Source organism: uncultured Sphingomonas sp. (assembly GCF_937859915.1).
Taxonomy (GTDB): Bacteria; Pseudomonadota; Alphaproteobacteria; order Sphingomonadales; family Sphingomonadaceae; genus Solisphingomonas.
Genome location: NZ_CALMAW010000051.1, coordinates 1 through 20,504 on the forward strand (window position 1 = coordinate 1; position 20,504 = coordinate 20,504).

The 20,504-nt window shown below is 68.0% G+C and carries 14 protein-coding genes; 6 read left to right on the plus strand and 8 right to left on the minus strand.

The window, feature by feature from the left end:
* From Q0326_RS06865 to Q0326_RS06880, 4 genes are all read left to right on the plus strand, one after another.
* On the plus strand, positions 1 to 865 hold an 865-nt coding region (locus tag Q0326_RS06865; RefSeq protein ID WP_298688503.1), incomplete at its 5' end, for an ABC transporter substrate-binding protein.
* A 118-nt stretch (positions 866 to 983) separates the two neighbouring features.
* Entirely contained in the window at positions 984 to 3,539 is a 2,556-nt protein-coding gene (locus Q0326_RS06870; RefSeq protein WP_298688504.1) for a TonB-dependent receptor, read from the plus strand.
* 188 nt (positions 3,540 to 3,727) lie between these two features.
* Positions 3,728 to 3,943, plus strand: coding sequence for a hypothetical protein (locus tag Q0326_RS06875; RefSeq protein WP_298688506.1), 216 nt, complete (start codon positions 3,728 to 3,730; stop codon positions 3,941 to 3,943).
* A gap of 6 nt (positions 3,944 to 3,949) precedes the next feature.
* On the plus strand, positions 3,950 to 4,174 hold the full coding sequence (locus Q0326_RS06880) for a hypothetical protein (protein ID WP_298688508.1): 225 nt from the start codon (positions 3,950 to 3,952) through the stop codon (positions 4,172 to 4,174).
* Between the two features lie 47 nt (positions 4,175 to 4,221).
* Here the strand turns inward: Q0326_RS06880 and Q0326_RS06885 are convergent, their stop codons facing one another.
* The 8 genes from Q0326_RS06885 to Q0326_RS06920 form a co-directional block, all read right to left on the minus strand.
* Positions 4,222 to 5,025 carry a ferredoxin--NADP reductase gene (locus tag Q0326_RS06885; protein WP_298688510.1) on the minus strand — a complete coding sequence of 268 codons (804 nt, stop codon included), beginning with the start codon at positions 5,023 to 5,025 and terminating at the stop codon, positions 4,222 to 4,224.
* A 353-nt stretch (positions 5,026 to 5,378) separates the two neighbouring features.
* Positions 5,379 to 6,992 carry an alpha,alpha-trehalase TreF gene (gene treF / locus Q0326_RS06890; RefSeq protein ID WP_298688512.1) on the minus strand — a complete coding sequence of 538 codons (1,614 nt, stop codon included), beginning with the start codon at positions 6,990 to 6,992 and terminating at the stop codon, positions 5,379 to 5,381.
* A 65-nt stretch (positions 6,993 to 7,057) separates the two neighbouring features.
* The gene (locus tag Q0326_RS06895; RefSeq protein ID WP_298688514.1) at positions 7,058 to 9,493 is read right to left on the minus strand and encodes a TonB-dependent receptor; all 2,436 of its coding nucleotides are present in this window, start codon (positions 9,491 to 9,493) and stop codon (positions 7,058 to 7,060) included.
* A gap of 165 nt (positions 9,494 to 9,658) precedes the next feature.
* Positions 9,659 to 12,298, minus strand: a complete 2,640-nt coding sequence (locus Q0326_RS06900; RefSeq protein WP_298688516.1) for a TonB-dependent receptor — start codon at positions 12,296 to 12,298, stop codon at positions 9,659 to 9,661.
* Positions 12,299 to 12,417: 119 nt separating this feature from the next.
* On the minus strand, positions 12,418 to 13,335 hold the full coding sequence (locus Q0326_RS06905; RefSeq protein WP_298688518.1) for a FecR domain-containing protein: 918 nt from the start codon (positions 13,333 to 13,335) through the stop codon (positions 12,418 to 12,420).
* Positions 13,336 to 13,390: 55 nt separating this feature from the next.
* Complete coding sequence (locus Q0326_RS06910; protein ID WP_298688520.1) at positions 13,391 to 13,942, minus strand: RNA polymerase sigma factor; 552 nt, start codon at positions 13,940 to 13,942, stop codon at positions 13,391 to 13,393.
* Positions 13,943 to 14,023: 81 nt separating this feature from the next.
* Entirely contained in the window at positions 14,024 to 15,052 is a 1,029-nt protein-coding gene (locus Q0326_RS06915; RefSeq protein WP_298688522.1) for a LacI family DNA-binding transcriptional regulator, read from the minus strand.
* Positions 15,049 to 16,242 carry an MFS transporter gene (locus Q0326_RS06920; RefSeq protein ID WP_298688524.1) on the minus strand — a complete coding sequence of 398 codons (1,194 nt, stop codon included), beginning with the start codon at positions 16,240 to 16,242 and terminating at the stop codon, positions 15,049 to 15,051. The genes Q0326_RS06915 and Q0326_RS06920 overlap by 4 nt, the downstream gene beginning before the upstream one ends.
* A 143-nt stretch (positions 16,243 to 16,385) precedes the next feature.
* Between Q0326_RS06920 and Q0326_RS06925 the strand changes: the two genes are divergently transcribed.
* Positions 16,386 to 18,863, plus strand: a complete 2,478-nt coding sequence (locus Q0326_RS06925) for a TonB-dependent receptor (RefSeq protein ID WP_298688526.1) — start codon at positions 16,386 to 16,388, stop codon at positions 18,861 to 18,863.
* A 103-nt stretch (positions 18,864 to 18,966) separates the two neighbouring features.
* Positions 18,967 to 20,499 (plus strand): tryptophan halogenase family protein, encoded by a 1,533-nt coding sequence (locus Q0326_RS06930; RefSeq protein ID WP_298688528.1) that lies wholly within the window; start codon positions 18,967 to 18,969, stop codon positions 20,497 to 20,499.
* The last annotated feature ends 5 nt before the right edge of the window (positions 20,500 to 20,504 follow it).

Here is a 20,504-nt window from a genome sequence, read left to right on the forward strand (position 1 = left end):
CGTCGGCAGCCAGCGCGGCGGCACCAAGGCGCTGATGCTCGCCTCGGGGGCGCTCGACGGCGCGCCCTATACGGTGGTGTGGTCCGAATTTCCCGCCGCGCAGAACCTGCTAGAGGCGATCGGGGCGGGCGCGGTCGATGTCGGCATGGTCGGCGATGCGCCGTTCCAGTTCGCCTATCAGAGCGGCCAGCCGGTGCGCGCGATCGGTGCGCAGTCGGCGCGACCGCGCCCGACGCAGGAGCTTGCCATTTTGGTGCCTGCTGGTTCGCCGATCCGCGACGTCGCGGGCCTGCGCGGCAAGCGCATCGCGACGACGCGCGGCTCGGTCGGCCATTATCTGATCCTGCGCGCGCTCGAGGCCAATGGTTTGAAGCCGAGCGACGTGGAAATCGTCTTCCTGTCGCCGGGCGATACCAAGGCAGCGTTCGACTCGGGCGCGATCGACGCCTGGTCGACCTGGTCGCCCTACACCGCCACCGCGCTCGACCAAGGCGCGCGGATCGTCGCGGACGGATCGAGCTTCCTTACCGGCTACGGCTTCGACGCGGGCAATGCGCAGTCGGCGGTGACCAAGCGCGCGATGCTCGTGGACTATCTCCACCGCGAGGCCAACGCGCTGCTCTGGGCCAAGGCGCATCAGTCGCAATATGCCGCGGTGCTCGCGCAGGAGACCGGCCTGCCGCTCAAGACCGCGCTGTTCCACGTCCGGCATCTGCCAATGGTGCGCGTGCCGATCGACGAGGCGCTCAAGGCCGAGGAGCGCGACGTCGTCGCGCATTTCCGGAACGCCGGCGCGCTTGCTGGCAACCAGCCGCTCGACGCGGCCTATCTGCCGCTTGACTCAGGGGATCCGCACGGTGGCTGACTTGCACATGGGGGCCTGACCCTCCGCGGCGCCCGGCGCCGCCCACCGCTCTTACCGTTGCGACACCGTCACGCTCCTCGCGAGCGAAGGACGCGTGCGCCCATCTTCGGGGACTATCATGCATCGCCGTCTTATTTTCCTCACCAGCGTAGCCTCCACGACGCTGGTTATCCCGGCCAAGGCGCAACAGCCGCCCGTGCAACTCGCTGCTGCCGCCACCGCCACCGCCACCGCCACCGCGACCGTAGCGGACTCGCCCGGCGGCGACGCGATCATCGTCACCGGCGTGCGCGGCAGCCGGCCGCGGACCGTCGCCAACAGCCCGGTCCCGATCGACGTGATCAATGCCAAGGAGCTTCAGGCGACCGGACGCACCGGCCTCAAGGACATACTCGGCAACATCGTGCCGTCGCTGGAGATGCCCGCACTCGGCGGCGGGGGCACCTCCGCCAGCGTCAAACCAATCTCGATCCGCGGCCTGTCGGGCGACTATGTGCTCGTGCTGGTCAACGGCAAGCGCCGCCACACCACGTCGCTGATCAACAACCTCTCGCGCATCTCGGGCGGCTCGACGCCGGTCGATCTCGATCTGATCCCGACCAGCGCGATCGGCCATATCGAGGTGCTCCGCGACGGTGCCGCCGCGCAATATGGCTCGGACGCGATCTCGGGCGTGATCAACATCATTCTCGATGACGCGCCCAAGGGGGGCGCCTTCTCGGTGACTGGCGGCCAGCAATATTCGAAGGGCGCGCCGCTCGCCCAGACCGACCTCAGCTATGGTACCGCGCTCGGCGACGACGGCGGCTTCCTGCGCGTCGCGGTCGAGGCCAAGTTCCACGACCGCGCCGACAGTTCGGCCGAGCCGATCCCGCGCCTCTATCCCCTGGTGAACGGCCAGCCCGATCCGCGCGAGGCGACGGTCAACCATCTGATCGCAGGCGGATATGGCCGCTCCAATCGCGACAAGATCGTCGACAGCAGCTATAATGCGGAGCTGCCCGTCAGCGACCGCGTCAAGCTCTACAGCTTCTCGACTTTCAGCTACCGCGCGATCAAGGACGCGCGCGGCGCCGATTACGCGTCGCCGACCGGCTATGGCGGCCAGGCCAACACGCTCGGCTCGTCAGACCTGCCGCAGGTCTATCCCGATGGCTTCCAGGCGTACCGCGACATCAGCGAGACGGACTTTCAGGCGACCGCCGGCGCCAAGGGCGAACTTGCCGGCTGGAACTGGGACCTGAGCAGCGCCTACGGTCAGGATCATGTCCGGCTGGGCGCGGAGAACACGCTCAACCCGTCGCTCGGGCCGACCAGCCCGACCAGATTCTACCTGGGCACGCAGATCCAGCGGCTGTGGGTCAACAATCTCGACCTCACCCGCGACTTCGATGTCGGCCTCGCCAAGCCGCTGACCGTCTCGACCGGCTTCGAGCATCGCTGGGAGAAATTCCAGAGCAAGGCCGGCGAGCCCGACAGCTATATCAACGGCGGCTACCAGATCCCGCGCGACGGCACGCCGTTCGGCAACGCCTATGGCGGCCAATATCCGTCGCCCGGTCTGGTTTCCTTCACCGGCACGTCGCCCGCCGACGCCGCCTCGCTCAGCCGCAACAATTATGCGGGCTATATCGATCTCTCGACCAACATCACCGGGCGCTGGTTCGTCGGCGCCGCCGGGCGGTTCGAACATTATGACGACAGCGCCGGCAACACCGCGAGCTGGAAGGTCTCGACGCGCTACGATCTCGGCCACGGCTTCGCGATCCGCGGCGGCGCGAACAGCGGCTTCCGCGCGCCGTCGCTCGCCCAGACCGGCTTCTCGACGACGCAGAACACGACGACGATTGTCGGCACCACGCCGACCTCGATCGTGTCGAAATTCCTGCCCGTCGACAGCGCCGCGGCGATCGCGCTCGGCGCCAAGCCGCTCAAGCCGGAGAAGTCACTCAATTACAGCGCGGGCATCACCTACGAGACCGGCGCGCTGCACCTGGCCTTCGACGGCTATCAGATCCGCGTCGACGATCGGATCATCAAGACCGAGTTCCTCGGCACGGCGGCCAATGGCGGTAGCGCGATCGGCGCAATCCTGCTCGCCAACGGCATCACCGGAGTCAACAGCGCGCAATTCTTCATCAACGGCGTCGACACGCGGACGCGGGGCATCGATGCGGTCGCGGATTATGCGCTGCGTACCCGCGGGCTCGGTACCTTTCGGCTGAGCGCCGCCTATAGCTACAACAAGACCAAGATCCTCAGCATCGCCAACAATCCGGCGCAGCTCGCCTCGCTCAACGTCGTGCTGTTCGCGCATCAGGCGCAGAGCGACCTGACCCGCGGGCTGCCGCACGACAAAGTGGTGCTGACCGACGACTGGAGCCTGGGCCGCGCGCATACGCTGCTGCGCCTCACCCGTTTTGGCAAATATACCGAGGCGAGCACGGTGGCGAGCGGCGACCGCAGCTTCGGCGCCAAATGGGTCACTGATCTCGACGTTGGCTACGATGTCACCAAGCACGTCACCGTCTCGGTCGGCGCCAACAACCTGTTCAACGTCTATCCGCAGAGAAACGGGCTGGTCGCGGCGGACGGCTCCGGCGCCTACGGCAATTTCGCGCCGTTCGGGCTCGACGGCGGATTTTATTACGGCCGGGTCTCGGTGACGTTGTGAGCCAACCTATGCACTTCGCGCCCGTTTGCCACTGATGACCGCGCCCATCATGGTTGCTGGCGGCATTCGTCCTCGTCGCCGCGTCGCTACCATCTCGGGCTCGCGCCACCCGCAAACCGTTTCAAATAGCGTCACATGAGACAGTGCGGGGCTCGCGGATCGGCCGAAGCTGCGCTATCGGAGCGCGTATGAGTCGATCCACCAATACCATCGAGCGCGCCTATCAGATCGCCAAGTCCGGGCGATGCGTCGAGTTGAAGGACGTTCGTCGCCAGCTGATCCAGGAAGGCTATGAGGGCGTCGAGGCGCATCTCTCGGGCTCGTCGATCAAGCGCGAACTGCAGGCGCTGATCAAGGCGGCGCGTCCCGTCGCCGGTACCGCGACCGCCGCCACGACCGGCTGACCGGCGATGACCGCCTATGACGTCCGCGAGCTGCTGGTCCGGATGGTCATGCGCCAGCATGGCGGGCCGCTGATGCGCTGGCGCAAGGTGGTCGGCGAGATCCGCGTCTATCCGCTGAGCACGCATCCGCACTGCAACTGGCGCGCGGATCCGTCGGGCAGCGTGCGCGAGGTCGAGGCGGCCGAGCGGATCATCGATCAGGTCAGCGCCCAGCACCCGATCGTCAGCTAGCGCGGGGCGCGGGCGACGACCGGCCTGCGCCCTGGAACAGCCCGTGATCAGCCGACGAAGGCGCGCTCGATCACATAATGGCCCGGCGTCGCGTTCGATCCCTCGACGAAGCCCAGCGTGTCGAGCGTTGCGGCCTGCTCGCGGATCATCGCCATGCTGCCGCACAGCATGATGCGGTCCTCGGCGGGATCGAACTGGCCCGGGCCGGTGACGGGCGGCGCGAACAGCGTGCCGTCGTCGATCAGCGTGCCGATCCGGGCCTGGGTGTGGAACGGCTCGCGCGTGACGGTCGGGATATAGCGGAGCTGGAGCTTGGCCTGCTCGTCGACCAGCGGATCCTCGGCGAGCTGGCCTTGAAGCACATCGTGATAGGCGAGATCGCTCACCCGGCGCACCGAATGGACGACGATGATCTGCTCGAACCGGTCGTAGATGTCGGGATCGCGGATCAGGCTCAAGAACGGCGCAAGGCCGGTGCCGGTCGCGAACAGATAGAGCCGGCGGCCGGGGACCAGCGCATCGGCGACGAGCGTGCCGGTCGGCTTGCGGCCGAGGAACATGCTGTCGCCGACCTGGATGCCCTGCAGCCGCGAAGTCAGCGGGCCGTCGGGAACCTTGATCGAGAGGAATTCGATCTCCTCGGCATAGGCCGGGCTGGCGATCGAATAGGCGCGCAGCAGCGGGCGCTGGCCGTCGGGGAGGCCGAGCATCACGAACTCGCCCGAACGGAAGCGGAAGCTCGCCGGTCGGGTGATCGAGAAGCTGAACAGATGCTCGTTCCAGTGGCGGACGTTTGTCACCGTCTCGACGCTGAGCGCGCCGGTCGGCGCGAGTTCCTGACGATCGCTCACCGCATCGTCTCCGCGATGGCGCGGGCCATGCTGAGCGGGCGGGGGACAGGACGGTCGACGAACGCGGACATGCAGGCTCCGGGATCAGGCAGATGATAGCAAAGCGGGGCTCTTACCGTGCGAATCGCCCGATGTCTGCAAACTATGGCTTTACGGGCAGAAACGGGGTGTGAGGCGAGATTGATGCGGACAATCCGGCACCGCCGTGGTTTAGATCGGCAAGCCACAATAAACCCCGTTGGCACTGAGCGAGGTCGAAGTGCAGCCACCGCAGGCGCATAGCCCCTTCGGCTGCGCTCAGGACAGGCTTCGACTGCGCTCAGGCCGAACGGATGTAATGAATTATCCGGCGTTCACCGCGGACAGTCCGACACGATCGCCGTCGCGATGCCGGGGCGGTCGAGCAGCGCGCGGGTGACGCCGTTGGTCCAGCCGAAGCCGTCCTGCACGGGATATTCGCCGCCGCCGCCGGCCTTGCCGCTGTCGATATCGTATTTCTCGACCATCCGCCCGGTGCAGGCGTAGAAGGTCGACACCGTCGTCACCCAGCGCCGCGCGAGATCGTCGGCGAGCGCGCCCTGGCCGCTGCGGTCGAGCCCGCCGACCGCGATCCACAGCAGGGGCGCCCAGCCATTGGGCTCGTCCCATTGCTGGCCGGTGCGCACCGTCGTGGTGCGCAGGCCGCCCGGCGCGAACAGCTGCGCTTTGGCGAGTGCCGCCGTCGCGTCGGCCTGGGCTGGCGTGGCGAGGCCGACGAACAACGGATAGAGCAGCGCTGCGCTGATCGCCGGCGTCGGCCGGCCCGTCGAGCGATCCCAGTCGACGAAGCGCGTGTCCGCGGCGGACCAGAGATAGGTCGTGATCGCGCGCTGCCGGGCTGCTGCCTGTTTCTCGAAAGCAGCGGCGCAGGCGGTGTCGCCTGCCGCCTTGCAGCGCCGCGCGATCGCCCTCTCGAGGTTCCACATCAGGCTGTTGAGATCGACCGGCACGATATCGGTGGTGTGGATCGTGGCGAGCGTGCGGCCGTCCTTCAGCCAGCGCGAGCCATAGTCCCAGCCGCTCTCGGCGCCGGCGCGCAGATCGCGATTGACCTGCGCCGCGGGGCGCGGCGCGGCGGCGGCGTCGGTCGCGACATCCTCGGCATAGGATTCGTCGCGCGGCGTGTCGCGCGCGTCCCAATAGCGGTTGAGCAGGCTGCCGTCGGGCATGCGCACGACATGCTGGCACGCGCCGCCCGCATCGAGACAGGCGGCACCCGCCATCCAATAGGCGTGCTCGGCCTCGAGCGCGGCGAGCCGCTCGCGGTCGATCGCCGGATCATGCGTGTCCGACAGATCCATCATCAGCGCGAGGAAGGGCGGTTGCGAGCGCGACAGATAATAGCTGCGCGTGCCGTTGGGGACGTGGCCGTAGCGCGCGACCATCGACACGAAGTTCGCAAGCATCGACTCGATCAGCGGCCGTTCGCCGTCGGCCTTGAGTCCGAGCATCGTGAAGTAGCTGTCCCAATAATACATCTCCTGGTAGCGGCCGCCCGCCACGACATAGGCATAGGGCAGCTGCAGCGCGGAAGAGCCGGGAACGGTCGCGAGCGGCGGCTTGGCGAGGATCGGCCAGAGCGCCTTGATATGCTCGCGCATCGAGAGTTGGGCCGAGCCGGTATCGCCGGCCTTGCGGAAATGGCGCGCGACGAAGGCGGCGAGCGCATCGCGGCCCTGCGGCGCGTCGTGGCGATAGGCGGCCATGATCGCATCGGGCGTCTCGCGCGGGATCATGTCGGCGAAGGTCTTGCTGTCGGGGAAGACGCGGGCCAGTTCGACCGCGCTGTAGAGCGGACCGAAAATGTCCTCGGGGGTGCCCGCCGCGCGCGACACGGCAGTCGCGCGGTCTCCTGCCGAGGGCGCCGGCGCGGCGGCGGCCAGTGCCAGCGCGCAGAGCGGAAGGGCGAGCAGCGAACGGACGGACATGATCGGGAACCCATCGAAAAGGAACCGGCCGGAGCAGAAGCTCCGGCCGGCAGGTAGGGGCGTTATCAGAACTTGTAGGCGGCGGTCACCGTCGCATGGCGGCCGAAGATCGGGCGCCCCAGGAAGAAGCCGTTCTGATCGGCGGCGCCCACGGTGCGGACATTGCCTTCGGTCAGCGCCAGCTTGTTGGTGACGTTCTCGACGGTCCCCTGGATCGAGAAGCGATCGTTGAGGTCGATCGAGGTGCCCAAGTCGACGGTGTTGTAGCTGCCGAGCGGCTGCTGGTTCTCGATGTCGGCGAAACGGTTGCCGATATGCGTGAAGGTGCCGAACAGCCGCGCCTGACCCCACACCGTCTTGAAGGTGTAGGACGGGATCGCCGCGATCTGGAAGCGCGGCTGGCGGTTGACGTCGTTACCCGAATTGGTCCCGAAATTGCGGAACTTGCCATTCTGGTAGACGCCGCGCGTGGCGAGCTGGAAACCCGCGAACGGCCGCACCGCGCCTTCGAACTCGATGCCATACGCACGCGACCCGCCGAACTCGACAACATTCTGCTCGACGCCGTTCACGACGCGGATGTCCTGGAAGACCAGGTTGCGGAACTTATTGTAGAAGCCGGTCAGGTAGAGATCGTAATAGTGCGTCGAGGTCTTGAGGCCGACTTCGTACTGGTTAGCACTCTGCGGCTTGATGTCCTGCGTGCTGGTGGCGTTGCCGCGCAGATCGTCGAACTGCGGCAGCAGCGCGCCGTGGTTGGCACGCAGGAAGCCGTTCAGATGGTTGGTGAACGCATAGTCCGCGCCCGCCGTCCAGCTGACCTGCGTCTTGCTGTAGCCGACCTTGGAGAAGGTGCCGTTGAGATAGGTCGCGCCATTGTTGTACGCGGTCAGCGGATTGTTATCGAGATCGCCGGTCGAGCTGTTCTCATAGGTGTCGCGCAGCTTCTCATGCTCGACGCGCACGCCGCCATCGAGGCGGAGCTTGCCGATCTTCCACTCGTCGCTGATGTAGCCCGCGACATTGTCGCTCTTGTAGAAGGCGTTGACGTCATAGCTGTTGGCGCTGGTGAAGCCGTTGCGGGTCAGCTGCGTGCCGTTGGCGAGCGAGGCGTTGAGCACGCGCGCCTGCGGCTCGAGCGCGAGCAGGATGCTGTTGCCCAGGTTCCAGACGTCATGGTCCTTCACATGAGCATAATAGCCGCCGAAGGTGATCGTATTTCCCTCGAAGATTTCCTTGGAGAGCTTCAATTCGTCGGTGAAGCTCTGGATATGCTTCGAGACCGACCAGATGCCCGCCTGGATCGTCTCCTGATTGGCGGTCAGCGCGCGGCCGCTGTCGGCATAGGTGACCGTGCCCGGCTGGCCGGCGAGATATTCGGCGACGGACTGCGGATTGCTGCCGGTGAACAGCGCGAAGGTGTTCGAGCGGCCCTTGGTGAAGTTGACGTTGTTCTGCAGCTGGAAGAAGCCGAAGTCGTAATTGAACGTGCTGCCCAGCGTGTAGACGCGCGAGCCGCGGCCCTTCGACAGGTCGACCGCCTTGGTCTGCGTCGGACCGCCGTTGACGCTCGGGCCGGTCTCGATCAGCGTATGCTCGATTTCCTTGCCGACCAGCGTGTCGGTGCGCGCGTCGAAGCCCGGGATGGTACTGAACTTGCCGTTGGTCTCCTGCAGCGGCATCGGCGTGTAGAAGGCGTTCTTGTCGTCGAGATAGCGCGCATAGGCGGTGAGCTTGCCGGCATCGAACTTGTGCGTGATGTTGCCGGTGACCTGGCCGCCGAGATCGCCCGGGAAGCCGGTGTGGCGGAAGCCCTTCGAGTAGCGGTAGAAGCCGCCGAGCATGTAGGTCGTGTCCTCGGCGATCGGGCCCTGCGCCACGACGTCGCCGCGATAGGTGCCCTCGGTGCCGTAGGTGGCGCGCATCGAGAGATGCGGGTCCTGCGTGCCCTCCTTGAGGATGAAGTTGGTGGTCGCACCCGGCTGGCCGTTGGCGAAGATCGGGCTGGGGCCGCCGCGCAGCACCTCGACGCGCTCGATCGTGTCGTCGAGGCGGAAGATCGAGCTGTCCTCGAGGAAGGAGAGCGAGGAGGGTGCGATGATCGGCGAGCCGTTCATCTCGACGGTCAGGAACGGCGCGTCACCGGTCGAGGGGAAGCCGCGGATGAAGACGTTGGCGCCGGCCTGGCCGCCCGAGCTTTCCACCCACACGCCGGGCACGATCTTGAGCAGGTCGGCGGTCGAGGTCGGCTGGACCTCGCGGATCTGCTCGGCCGAGGCGGTCGAGATCGAATAGCTGGTGTCGAGCTTTCGGATGCCCTCGCGGTTGGCGTTGCCGGTGACGACGATCTCCTGCGCCTCGGGCACGGTGGCGGGGGCGGGGGCGTCGGCGGGGGTCGCGGACGGCGTCGGGTTGGGCTGATTGACGTCCTGCGCCAAGACGGGCGAGGCGCCGAGCACGGTGCCGGCGAGCAGCCCGATGATGAGTTTGGAGTGAGTCATGTGGTTCGTCCCTGAAGAATGATTTTTATCGTTGGAGGCGTCCGTTCCGGTAACGGACGCCCGTGTCGCGAAGCGCGTGGGCGCTCGCGATGTCGGTCTCGTGCATGCCGGAAGACCTGAACCCTTAGGGCGGGCTGCGCGGGGGAGGGCGTTCGCCTGCCATCGTCAGAACGCGTAGCGTGCGCTGAATTCGACCGAGCGGCCGAGGATCGGGCGCGCGAAGACCGGCCCGCTCTGCTGCGCGCCCACTGTGCGCGGATTGCCCTCGGTCAGCCCGATCGTATCGGTGAGATTGTCGGCGACGATCTGCAGCCGGAGACGGCGGGTCATGTCGACGATCAGCCCGGCGTCCCAGGTGACGAAGCGCGGCAGCAGCTGCGCGTTCTGCACGTCCGACCAGCGATCGCCGATATACGCGACCGTCGTGTAGAGGCTCGCCTTGCGGCCGCCGAGGCGGACGTCCCACTCAGGCGTCAGCCGCCATTGCCATTGCGGCTGACGCTGGACGCGGTTGCCGCTGAGGTCGGTCGCGCCGCCGTCGGTGAAGAAACGGTGGTAGCGCGCGTCGAGCCAGCTGCCCGAGGCGGTGACCGAGACGGCCTGCACCGGTCGCCAGACGCCTTCGAGCTCGAGCCCCGTCGCATGCGCGCCACCGATCGAGGCCAGCGGCGCACCGGCGGTGATCACGGTCGTCGCGAGCCCCTGAAAACTGTTGTGATAGAGCGTCGCCGAGGCGGCCAGCGGTCCGGTCGCGAGTTTGACGCCCGCCTCCACCGTATCGACGCGCGGCGCGACAGCGATCCCGTCGCGCAGGTTGTCGAAGAAGGGGAAGCTGTGGCCGTGGCTGAACCGCGCGAAGCCGGTGAGCGCTTTGGCGATCTCGACATTGGCGCCGATCGTCCAGGACAGCGCGCCGTTCCGGTAACGCAGCCGCGACGTGCTGCCGTCGGGGACGACGTCCTGATTGTCGTAGAGCGTCGTCGGATCGCCATCGAGTCCGCCCGGGCCGGCGGGCCGCTGGCCGGCGACGGTGCCGTCGACCGCATGATATTGGTAGCGCACCGCACCGTCGACGCGCAGCCGGTCGGTCAGCCGGATCTCGTCGGCGGCATAGGCGGCGAGGTCGTCGCCCGTGTAGCGCGCGTCGACCGCGAAGTCGGTGCCGCTGACGAAGCCGTCGCGCGTCACCTGCGCGCCGTCGGTCAGCGTCATGTTCAGACGCCGCGCCTGTGGTTCGGCGGTAAGCAGCAGGTCGTTGCCGAGGTTCCATCGGTCGCGCGAACTGTAATGCGCGGCGTAGAGTCCGATCGTCGCGGTGCTGTGGCCGGTCTTCCATTCCGCGGTGGCGTCGTTGACGATCGCCGCGATCCGCTTGCGCACCGTCCACACACCCGCCTCGACCACCGCCTGATCGGAGGAGACGCCGGCCCCGCCCGCGACCGTGGTCAGCGAGGCGATCGTGCCGCCGCGGCTCGCGGCATAATCGGCAGCGCTCATCGGCGGCACGTTGCTGGAGACCAGCCCGGTCGTGTCGGCATCGCCGGCCAGCCAGCTTGCCTTGTCGCGCAGCGTGACGCCGTCGCCGAGATCGACCTGCAGATTGGTCCCGAGATTGACGATCCGCGCGCCGCGGCCGTCGTCGAGATCGTAGCGACTGCCGTCGTTGCGCACCCCCGTCCGCGTGTCGGGGCCCGCCAGCGTGCCGGTACCGGCATCGAAGCCCGGGTAGGCGGTAACGCGGTGCCCGTCCTGCTCGACCGGGACGGGCAGCAGCCACTGGCTGCGATCGTTCAGATAGCGGGCGAAGACGAGCAGCGACCCGTTCGTGAAATTCTGGCGCAGATTGGCGGTGACCTGGCCGCCGCGGTCGGCCGCGAAACCGGGTGAGCGGACGCCGTCGCCGCGCGAGACATAGCCGCCGATCAGGACGCGCGTGTCGTCCCCGAGCGGGCCCGAGACGAAGCCGTCGGCGCGGACTTCGCCGTCGTCGATCACGCTCGCCTTGACCGCGCCGGCCGGCGTCGCGCCGCCCTCGCGCTGGACGAGGTTGACGGTGACGCCCGGTTGGCCCGAGGCGAAGAGCGCGCCGGTGCCGCCGCGCACCGCCTCGACCCGCTGCACCGTCTCGTCGAGGCGGTAGAGCTGCGAATTCTCGAGGAAGGACAAAGTCGCCGGCGGAAAGAAGGGCACGCCTTCGGTCTGGAAGGTAACATATTCGGCGTCGCCGCCAGAGGGGTAGCCGCGCACGAAGATGTTGGCGCCGTTCTTGCCGCCCGAGGTCTCGATGGTGAGGCCGGGCACGAGCCGCAACACATCGGCGGTGCTCGCGGGCGAGAGCCGGTCGATCGCGGCGCGGTCGATCGCCGTCACCGCGAACGCCGCGTCCTGGCGGCGCGCGCCGCCGCCTGCGGTGCCAACGACGACGATGTCCGGGTTGGCGGCGAGCGGGTCCGGCAAGGCCGTCACTGGGATCAGGCGGGGCTGAGGGGCCGCGCTAGCCACGGGAACCGCCTCGAGCAGATAGGCCCCGCCCGGTGCGGTGCGCGCCCGTAGACCGCTGCCCGCGAGCAGGCCCGCCAATGCGCGATCCGGATCGAGCCGGCCATGGACCGGCGCTGCGCGTCTGCCGCGGACGTCCTGGGGCGCGAACAGCAATTGCCGATGGCTCTGCCGCGCAAAGGCGGTCAGCGCATCGGAAAGGTCGCTGCGAGGAATGTCGAAGGCGAGCGGCGCCGCGATCGCGCGGGCGGGCCAGATCGCGGTCGCCAGCAACGCGGCCGCGCACAGCGGGACGAGCGCGGACAAGTCTTGCCATGATGCGTGCCTCCCCCTTCGCGATCCCGTCGTGCGCGGAACCTTCGAAGGACAAGACGCAGGGCTTCCCAAAACCCGAACCCCCTCCGGATATATTTTTTCGTTGCGCCCTATCGCGCGGCGATCAGGACGCTCCCGTTGCTATCCTGCTTGGCGCGGACAGGGAAGCCCGCGGCCAGCGCCTCGACGAAAGCCGGGGTCTCGGCCGTTCGAAAAGCGCCCGAGATGCGCAGCAGCGCGGTGCGGCTGTCCGCAATGCGGATCGGATGGAGGCGGTAGCGGTTGAGTTCGGCCGCTGCCTCGGCAACCGGTATGTCGTGGAGCAGCAGAAGGCCGTCGCGCCAGCCGGTGATCGCGGCGGGGTCGACGGGGCGACGGATGGTGACGTCGCTGCCGCGCACGACGAGCAGCCGTCCCGGATCGAGCGCAACCGCACCGCCCGCGTCCGTCATGGCGAGCGACCCGTGCGCTGCGAAGGCGCGCGTCTGCGCGGCGTCGGTGCGCACATCATAGTCGCCGGGCGTCGCGGTGAAGGTGTGGCCGCCCGCGGTGACGACGAAGGGCAAAGGCGACGCCGCGACCTTGAACCAGGCCTGCCCGTCGAGCAGCACCTGTCGCGCCGTGCCGGTGAAGCGGACCTGGATGCGGCTGGCGGTGTCGAGCGTGACCGTCGAGCCGTCGGGCAAGGTGACGTCGGCCTGCTGACCGATCCCGGTCCGAAAGGTTTCGCCCGCGGCTTGCGCCGGCTTGGGCGCCGCGAGGGCATGGAGACCGAACGCCGCGAGCGGCGCAGTGGCCAGCAGGACCAGCGCGGCGGCGACCGCCCGAGGCCTGATCCGGGACGGACCGCGACGGAGTGCGGCACGTGCGACGGCGGCCTGCCGCAACGCGAGCAGCGGATACTCTGCAGCGAGCATGCGTGCGCTGGCGTGCGCGTGCGCCACATGGTCATAGGCGCGCGCGTGGTCGACGCTCTGGTCTCGCCACGTCGCGAACGCCGCGCGCGTAGCGTCGGTCGAGGCGGCCATGCGCTCGTGCCACAGCGCCGCCTCGGTCAGCAGCAGCTCACTCAGGTGCGGCTCGTCAACGATGGCGCCAGTCCTCGAGCGCCAGCGTGACGCGCGCCAGCGCCTTGGCCTGATGTTTCTCGGCGGCGCGGGTCGAGATCCCGAGCGCGTGCGCGACGTCCGCCATCTTCAGTCCCTCCAGCACGCGCAGCACGAAGACGTCGCGGGTCCGTTCGGGAAGCTCGAGCAGCACGGCCTGCAGGCGGTCCGCCGCTTCCCTGCTCTCCAAGACGCGGTCGGGCGGAATCTCCGAACCCGCAACATCGTCGCCGATCAGTTCGTCATGCAGCCCGCCGCCGCGGACATGGTCGCGCCGCGCCCGGTCCTTGAGGACATTGGCGGCGGTGACGAACAGGAAATGCTCGGGCTTCTCGATCGTCGCCGGATCGCGCATCCGGCTAAGGCGGAGGAAGACGTCCTGGACGAGATCGGCGACGTCGGCCGGCACCTTCACCCGCCGCTCGAAGAATCGGCCGAGCGCCGCGCCATAGGTCGCCGCCAGCCGGGCGAGGATGACGTCGCGGGCCGCGGAGCCGGCCGGGTCGGTGGGACGCAGGTGCAGGGCCATGGGCTGAACGCGATGCTTCTGCCGAACGGATCGCGAATGCAAGGACGATAGCGCGCGTCGCTCGTCCGCGGTGCGCATCGATCAGGCGGTTTCCGCGCCCTCGCCGGTGCTGTCGCGCGCCACCAGATCATAGCCGAGGCGGCGGCGATATTCGGCGGCGGCCATGTTGGCGCGGTAGCCCGGGTCGATCAGGATATCCACCGCCGCCGCCCCCATCTCCGAGACGGGCTGGCGGATCGTCGTGATCGGCGGCCAGGCCAGCCGCGCGGTCGCCGCGTCGTCGAAGCCAGCGATGGCGAGGTCGGCCGGCACCGCCACATGATGCTTGAGCGCCGCGACCGAGACGCCCAACGCCATGTCGTCGTTGCTGGCGAAGATCGCGCTCGGACGCGGACGCATCGCCAGCAGCGCCTCGCCGGCCTCGAGCCCCGAGCGGAACGAAAAGTCGCCGCGCAGCATATGGCGCTCGTCGACCGCGAGCCCGGCCGCCGCCATCGCCGCGACGAACCCCGCGCGGCGCTTGGCCGAGCTGGCATGCGCGCGATCGCCCTCGATGAAGCCGATGTCGCGATGGCCGAGCGCGATCAGCCGGGCGGTCATGTCGTACGCCGCGCGCTCCTCGTCGATCTCGACCGAGCCGAACGCTGCACGGCCGGTGTCGGCCGGCGAAATGCATACGAAGGGAATTTGTAGCGCGGTGAGTTTGGCGAGCAGTGCTCCATTCTGGCTCAGCGGCGGCGCCAGGATCGCGCCGTCGAGCCGCAGTGACTGGGCGGTCTCGGTCAGCTCGTCGACCCACGTCGCGCTCGCCAGGTCGAGCGGCTGGACGAGCAGGTGATAATGGCGCTCGCGGCACCGCATCAGCGCGCCGCGCTGCATCGCGGTGGCATAGCCCGAGGCGGGATCGTCGAAGAACAGCGCGATCAGATAGGAGCGCGCGCTCGATAGGCTGCGCGCATAGGCGTTGGGCCGGTAGCCGAGCTCGCCGACGACGCGCATCACCGCCTCGCGAACGTGGGTCCGGACATGCTGTTCGCCGTTCATCACGCGCGACACGGTCTTGGTCGAGACGCCGGCGTGCGCGGCGACGTCCTTGATGGTGACGGTCACGGCGCCTCCACGCGCGCGAAATAGAGGATCACGCCGTAGCAGAGCGCGGGCAGGGTCAAGGCCGCGGCAAGGCCGATCCGGTCCGCCGCCACCCCGGTGGCGAGCGGCACGATTGCGCCGCCGACGACCGCCATGCACAGCAGCATCGCGGCGGCCGGCACGTCGTCGGCCTCTGCCGGCATCGCCAGGCTGTAAATCGTCGGAAACATGATCGAATTGGCGAGGCCCACGGTAAGCAGCGCCATACTGCCGGCGATCCCGGATAGGAAGATGGCACCGGCAAGGCAGACGATCGCGCCGACGCTCGCCCACGCCAGCAGCGTCGCGGCGCGACAGCGGCGCAGCGCCCAGGCGCCGGCGAAGCGACCGACCATCGCGCTGGTCCAGTAGAGGCTGACCAGCCGTCCGGCGGTGACCGCGTCGACGCCGAGCCGGTCCGGCAGCATCAGGTAATTGACCGCAAGCGCGCCGATCGTCACCTCGGCGCCGACATAGGCGAAGATCGCGAGCACGCCGCGGATCATGCGCGGCGCGCGCAGCAACGCGGCGAGCCGCGCCAGCGTCGGCATCGCCGCGGCGTCGGTGCGCGCCAGCAGGTTCCGGTTGGCGGCGAAGCCCAGCGCCAGCAGCGCGAAGACCAGCGCGAAGGCGAGAAAGGGGATCCGTGCCACGAAGGTCGCGCCGTGGCCGAGCAGGAACCAGGCGCCGACAAGCGGGCCGATCACGGTGCCGAGCGCGTTGAACCCCTGCAGCAGCGTGAAGCGCGCCGCCGCCCGGTCGCGCGTGCCGAGCGTCGCCATCGCGCCGTTGCACGCGACCTGCAGCACCGTCACCCCCGAGGACAGCAGCAGCAAGGCGATCAGCAGCGCGCCGAACGACTGCCGCAGCTGCGCCCCAGCGACCGCAAGACAGCCCAGCGCCATCACACCCAGCGCGCCGGCGACCGCGCGCATCAGCCCGGCGCGCGCGGTCAGGATCGAGGCCGGCCAGGCGAACAGAAGATATCCCGCATAGTAGAGCAGCTGGACAAGCAGTGCCTGCGTATAGTCGAGCCCGAGCAGAAGCTTGAGCCGCGGCACCAGCAGCGTCTCGCTCGACGCCAGCAGACCGCCGCCAAGGAACACGCCCAGCATCAACGCGAACAGCCGCGCCGCACGATCGGTCTCGATGTCGGCGGCGGGGCGTAGCATGGCCGCGACCGTAGCCCGAATGTCACACCATGCAACCGGATGTGTCCCGATAGACATCGATGTCAGAAATATTTTGACATCGATGTCGCAAACCGCTTGAGAGCCTGCAAGCCCGTTGAAGAGGGCGATTTTGGGAGGGATCCATGACCCGGCATATTCTTGCCGCGAGCACTGCGCTTGCGGCCGTTCTCGCATTTCCGTCGGCCGCGTTCGCGCAGTCCAACCCCGCCGCGGCGACCGTGCCTGCAGGCGGCGACGCCGGCCCCACGCCCGTCGCGCAGCCCGCCGACCAGTCCGGCCAGGTCGCCGAGATCGTCGTCACCGCCACCAAGCGCGAGACCACGCTCGAGAAGACCCCGATCGCGATCTCCGCGTTCAGCCAGAAGCAGCTCGACGCCTATCAGGTCAAGGACGTCACCAGCCTCGCGCAGTTCGTCCCCAGCCTCGCGTTCAACCAGCAGGGCGACCAGTCGGCGATCCTGCTGACCTTGCGCGGCATCGGCAACGACAGCGCCTATACCGAGGTTGCCGACCCCGAGGTCGCGATCTACGTCGACGGCATCTATTCACCGCGTGCGCAGGGCGCCTCTGTGCTCGCTTATGATCTTGAGCGGATCGAAGTGCTGCGCGGCCCGCAGGGTACGCTGTTCGGCCGCAACGCGACCGTCGGCGCGATCAGCTTCATCTCCGCCAAGCCCAGCTTCGACGGCATCAAGGGCTATGCCGAGGTCCTGGGCGGGTCGTACAACCGCTTCGGCACGCAGGGCATGATCAACCTGCCGGTGACCGACACGCTCGCGGTGCGCGCGGCGTTCATCACCGATCGCAACGACGGCTATATCGGCTTCCAGCAGCCGCCGGTCACCGCCGGCGTCGATCGCTCGACCTATGTCACCAGCGGCAAGAAATATTATGCCAAGGACCAGAAGTCGGGCCGGATCAGCGCCGAATGGCGCCCGTCCGAGCGCTTCCGCTGGGATCTCAACGGCGAATATTTCAAGGACACCGGCACCCCGATCCTCGGCCTGATGCAGACCCCCCGCGCCGGGCAGGACTTCTGGTCCGCGCTGATCGACACCGCGCCGGAGCAGGACCGCTATTCGGTCTCGATCCACTCGAACATGTCCTATGATCTGAGCGACAGCGTCCAGGTCGCCTATCTGGCGGGCTGGCAGCGCGTCGGCGGCAGCACCCAGGCCGACGCCGATGCCGGCACCGAGCCGCCGCTCGCGGGCAGCGTGCAGACCCTGCCGAACGCGGCTTTCGAAGAGAACCGCACGGTCAATTCGCGCTACGACTTCTTCAGCCACGAAGTGCAGATCAAGTCGATCGGCACGCACCCGATCGACTGGATCGTCGGCGGCTACTACAGCCACGAGAAGAACCAGATCCGCTTCGACATCGACGAGCGCAACGGCTATCGCAACGGCACGTTCAACTATGCCGGCGCGTTCATCCAGGCCGACCGCGAGATCGAGTCCAAGGCCGGCTTCGGCCAGGCGGTGTGGCACGCGACCAACAATATCCGCGTGACCGGCGGCATCCGCTACACCGACGACGACAAGCGCGACGTCGGCGGGCGCAACGTGACCGCCTTCAACCCGACCTGCGCCGCCTCCGACACCGCCGCCAACGGCACCTGCGGCGGCCTGTTCGGCATCGATCCGCATGCCACCGCGCAGGTGCTCGCCAACGAGCTCGGCTTCAACATCTCGAACAATGACGCGCACGGCAATTGGAGCAAGGTCACCTGGCTCGGCCGCGTCGACGCCGACATCACCGACACCACCTTCGGCTATGGCAGCGTCTCGACGGGCTTCAAGTCGGGCAATATCGAGGATGGTGGCCTGACCGCCAATCCCGAGACGCTGACCAACTATGAAGTCGGCCTCAAGCAACGCTTCTTCGGTGGCCGCGCGACCCTGAACCTCGCCGCCTATTACAGCGATTTCAAGGGCTATCAGGTCAACCAGGCGGTGACCTTCCACGCCGATCCGAGCAATCCGCTGCTGATCACCGGCAGCCAGATCATCACCACCAACGCCAAGGGCGCGACCGCGAAGGGCATCGAGGCGGAACTCACCGCCAACCTGACCCGTCACGATCACCTCAACGTGTCGGCGGACGTGCAGAAGACCCGGCTCAAGACGCTGCTGACGGTCGACGGCCGTCTCTACAACGCCAGCGATCCGGCCAACATCGAGAATCTGCAGGGCAACGAGCTGCCGCACGCGCCGCGCTTCTCGGGCACGGTGACTTACATCCACGACGTCGAACTCGCCAATGGCGCGACGCTCAGCCCGCGGGCGACGGTACATTATGAGACCAAGAGCTGGCTGACCTACTTCAACGGCGACGTCGCCTCGCGCTACGCCGATCCGACGGGCAAGGGCGCCTACGGCACCGCTTTCGATCGCCAGAAGGCCTATGCCAAGGTCGATCTCGGGCTGACCTACACCCCGGCGGGCGGTCGCTATCTGATCGAATTGTTCGGCCAGAACGTCACCGACCACAAGATCCGCCTGAGCTCGGGCTCCTACGGTGCGCCGCAGAACCCGATCTTCCTGTCCAACTACGCCCCGCCGCGGACCTTCGGTGGCCGCGTCCGCCTCAACTTCTGAGGCGCCTAGGGACCGATAGCGCTTTCGGCTGCCCCCTCGGCCGAATACTGGGCCATCGTCGGGCGGGTCCCGACGATGGCTTCTCTTTCGGATCGGTTGACCCATGAACGATACGCGCATCGTCATTGTCGGCGGCGGCACCGCGGGTTGGCTCACCGCCGCCTATCTGTCGCGGACGCTGGGCAAACCCGGGTCGGGCACCCGGATCACCGTCGTCGAATCCCCCGACATCGCGATCATCGGGGTCGGCGAGGGCAGTTTCCCGACGCTGCGCACCACGCTCTCGACGCTAGGGGTGAGCGAAGCCGCGTTCTGCAAGGCGGCGGATGCGACCTTCAAGCAGGGGGTGCGCTTCACCGGCTGGGCCGGGCGGCCGACCCCCGGTCATGATCACGACGATTATATGCATGTGTTCGACCTGCCCTATGGCGGCGACACGCCCGGGCTGCTGCCCGCCTGGCTCGCGACCGGCGGCGCCAACCGCCCGGCCTATGCTGACGCGGTGACCGCGCAGGAGCGGGTGATGCGCGCAGGCCTCGCCCCCAAGCGCCCCGGCGACCGCGATTTCGAGGCGCCGTTCAACTATGCCTATCATTTCGACGCGCCCAAGCTCGCCGGCTTCCTGCGCGACGTCGCGGTCGCGAACGGCGTCGAGCGGATCGTCGCGACGATCGGCAAGGTGGTGCAGGCCGAGGACGGCCACATCGCCGCGGTCGTCCCCGAAAATGGTGGGGACGCGATCGCGGGCGACCTGTTCGTCGACTGCACCGGTTTTTCGGGCCGGCTGATCGGCGAGACGCTCGGCTCGCGGTTCAAACCCGTCGACGACATCCTGTTCAACGACCGCGCGTTGGCGCTGCAAATCCCCTATGATCGTCCCGACGCGCCGATCAGCAGCTATACGCATGCGACCGCGCATGGCGGCGGCTGGATCTGGGACATCGGCCTCTCCGAGCGCCGCGGCACCGGCTGCGTCTATTCGAGCCGCCACATGAGCGACGACGAAGCCGAGCGCGTGCTGCGCGGCTATGCCGGGGTCGGCGAGGCGGGGACGCCCCGGCTGCTCAAGTTCCGCACCGGCTACCGCGAGACGCAGTGGGTCGGCAATACCGTCGCGGTCGGGCTGGCGGCGGGCTTCTTCGAGCCGCTCGAATCGACCGGCATCATGCTGATCGAGGTCGCCGCGCGGATGATCGCCGAGTTCGCGGTCAACACCGACAAGGCGTCGCTCGCGGCGGCGGCGCGCTCGTACAACAGGCTGATGCCGGCGCGCTTCGCGGCGATCGTCGAATTTCTCAAGCTGCACTATGCGATCAGCCACCGGCGCGACACCGCCTATTGGCGCGACAACACCGATCCCGCGACCTGGCCCGACGGCCTCGCCGACAAGCTCGCGCAGTGGCAGAGGCGACTGCCCTCGCGCTTCGACTTCGTCGTCGATCATGAGAGCTTCCTGCCGCCCAATTGGCAGTACATCCTCTACGGCCATGGCTTCGACACGCCGGCACCGATCGTCGCGCCGCCCGCGCTCGACGCGGCCTATGCGGCGTTCGGCAAGGTCCGCCAGGCGCAGGCGCAGGCAGTCAAGGCGCTGCCCGACCATCGCAGCCTCGTCCAGCATCTCCACCAGACCTGATTTTC

Excerpts from the sequence above, each read along its gene's own strand:
- Q0326_RS06870 (WP_298688504.1), top strand. The coding sequence starts at position 984 with ATGCATCGCCGTCTTATTTTCCTCACCAGCGTAGCCTCCACGACGCTG.
- Q0326_RS06875 (WP_298688506.1), top strand. The coding sequence starts at position 3,728 with ATGAGTCGATCCACCAATACCATCGAGCGCGCCTATCAGATCGCCAAG.
- Q0326_RS06930 (WP_298688528.1), top strand. The coding sequence starts at position 18,967 with ATGAACGATACGCGCATCGTCATTGTCGGCGGCGGCACCGCGGGTTGG.
- Q0326_RS06910 (WP_298688520.1), bottom strand. The coding sequence starts at position 13,942 with ATGGCCCTGCACCTGCGTCCCACCGACCCGGCCGGCTCCGCGGCCCGC.
- Q0326_RS06920 (WP_298688524.1), bottom strand. The coding sequence starts at position 16,242 with ATGCTACGCCCCGCCGCCGACATCGAGACCGATCGTGCGGCGCGGCTG.
- Q0326_RS06880 (WP_298688508.1), top strand. The coding sequence starts at position 3,950 with ATGACCGCCTATGACGTCCGCGAGCTGCTGGTCCGGATGGTCATGCGC.
- Q0326_RS06905 (WP_298688518.1), bottom strand. The coding sequence starts at position 13,335 with ATGGCCGCCTCGACCGACGCTACGCGCGCGGCGTTCGCGACGTGGCGA.
- Q0326_RS06895 (WP_298688514.1), bottom strand. The coding sequence starts at position 9,493 with ATGACTCACTCCAAACTCATCATCGGGCTGCTCGCCGGCACCGTGCTC.
- treF (WP_298688512.1), bottom strand. The coding sequence starts at position 6,992 with ATGTCCGTCCGTTCGCTGCTCGCCCTTCCGCTCTGCGCGCTGGCACTG.
- Q0326_RS06925 (WP_298688526.1), top strand. The coding sequence starts at position 16,386 with ATGACCCGGCATATTCTTGCCGCGAGCACTGCGCTTGCGGCCGTTCTC.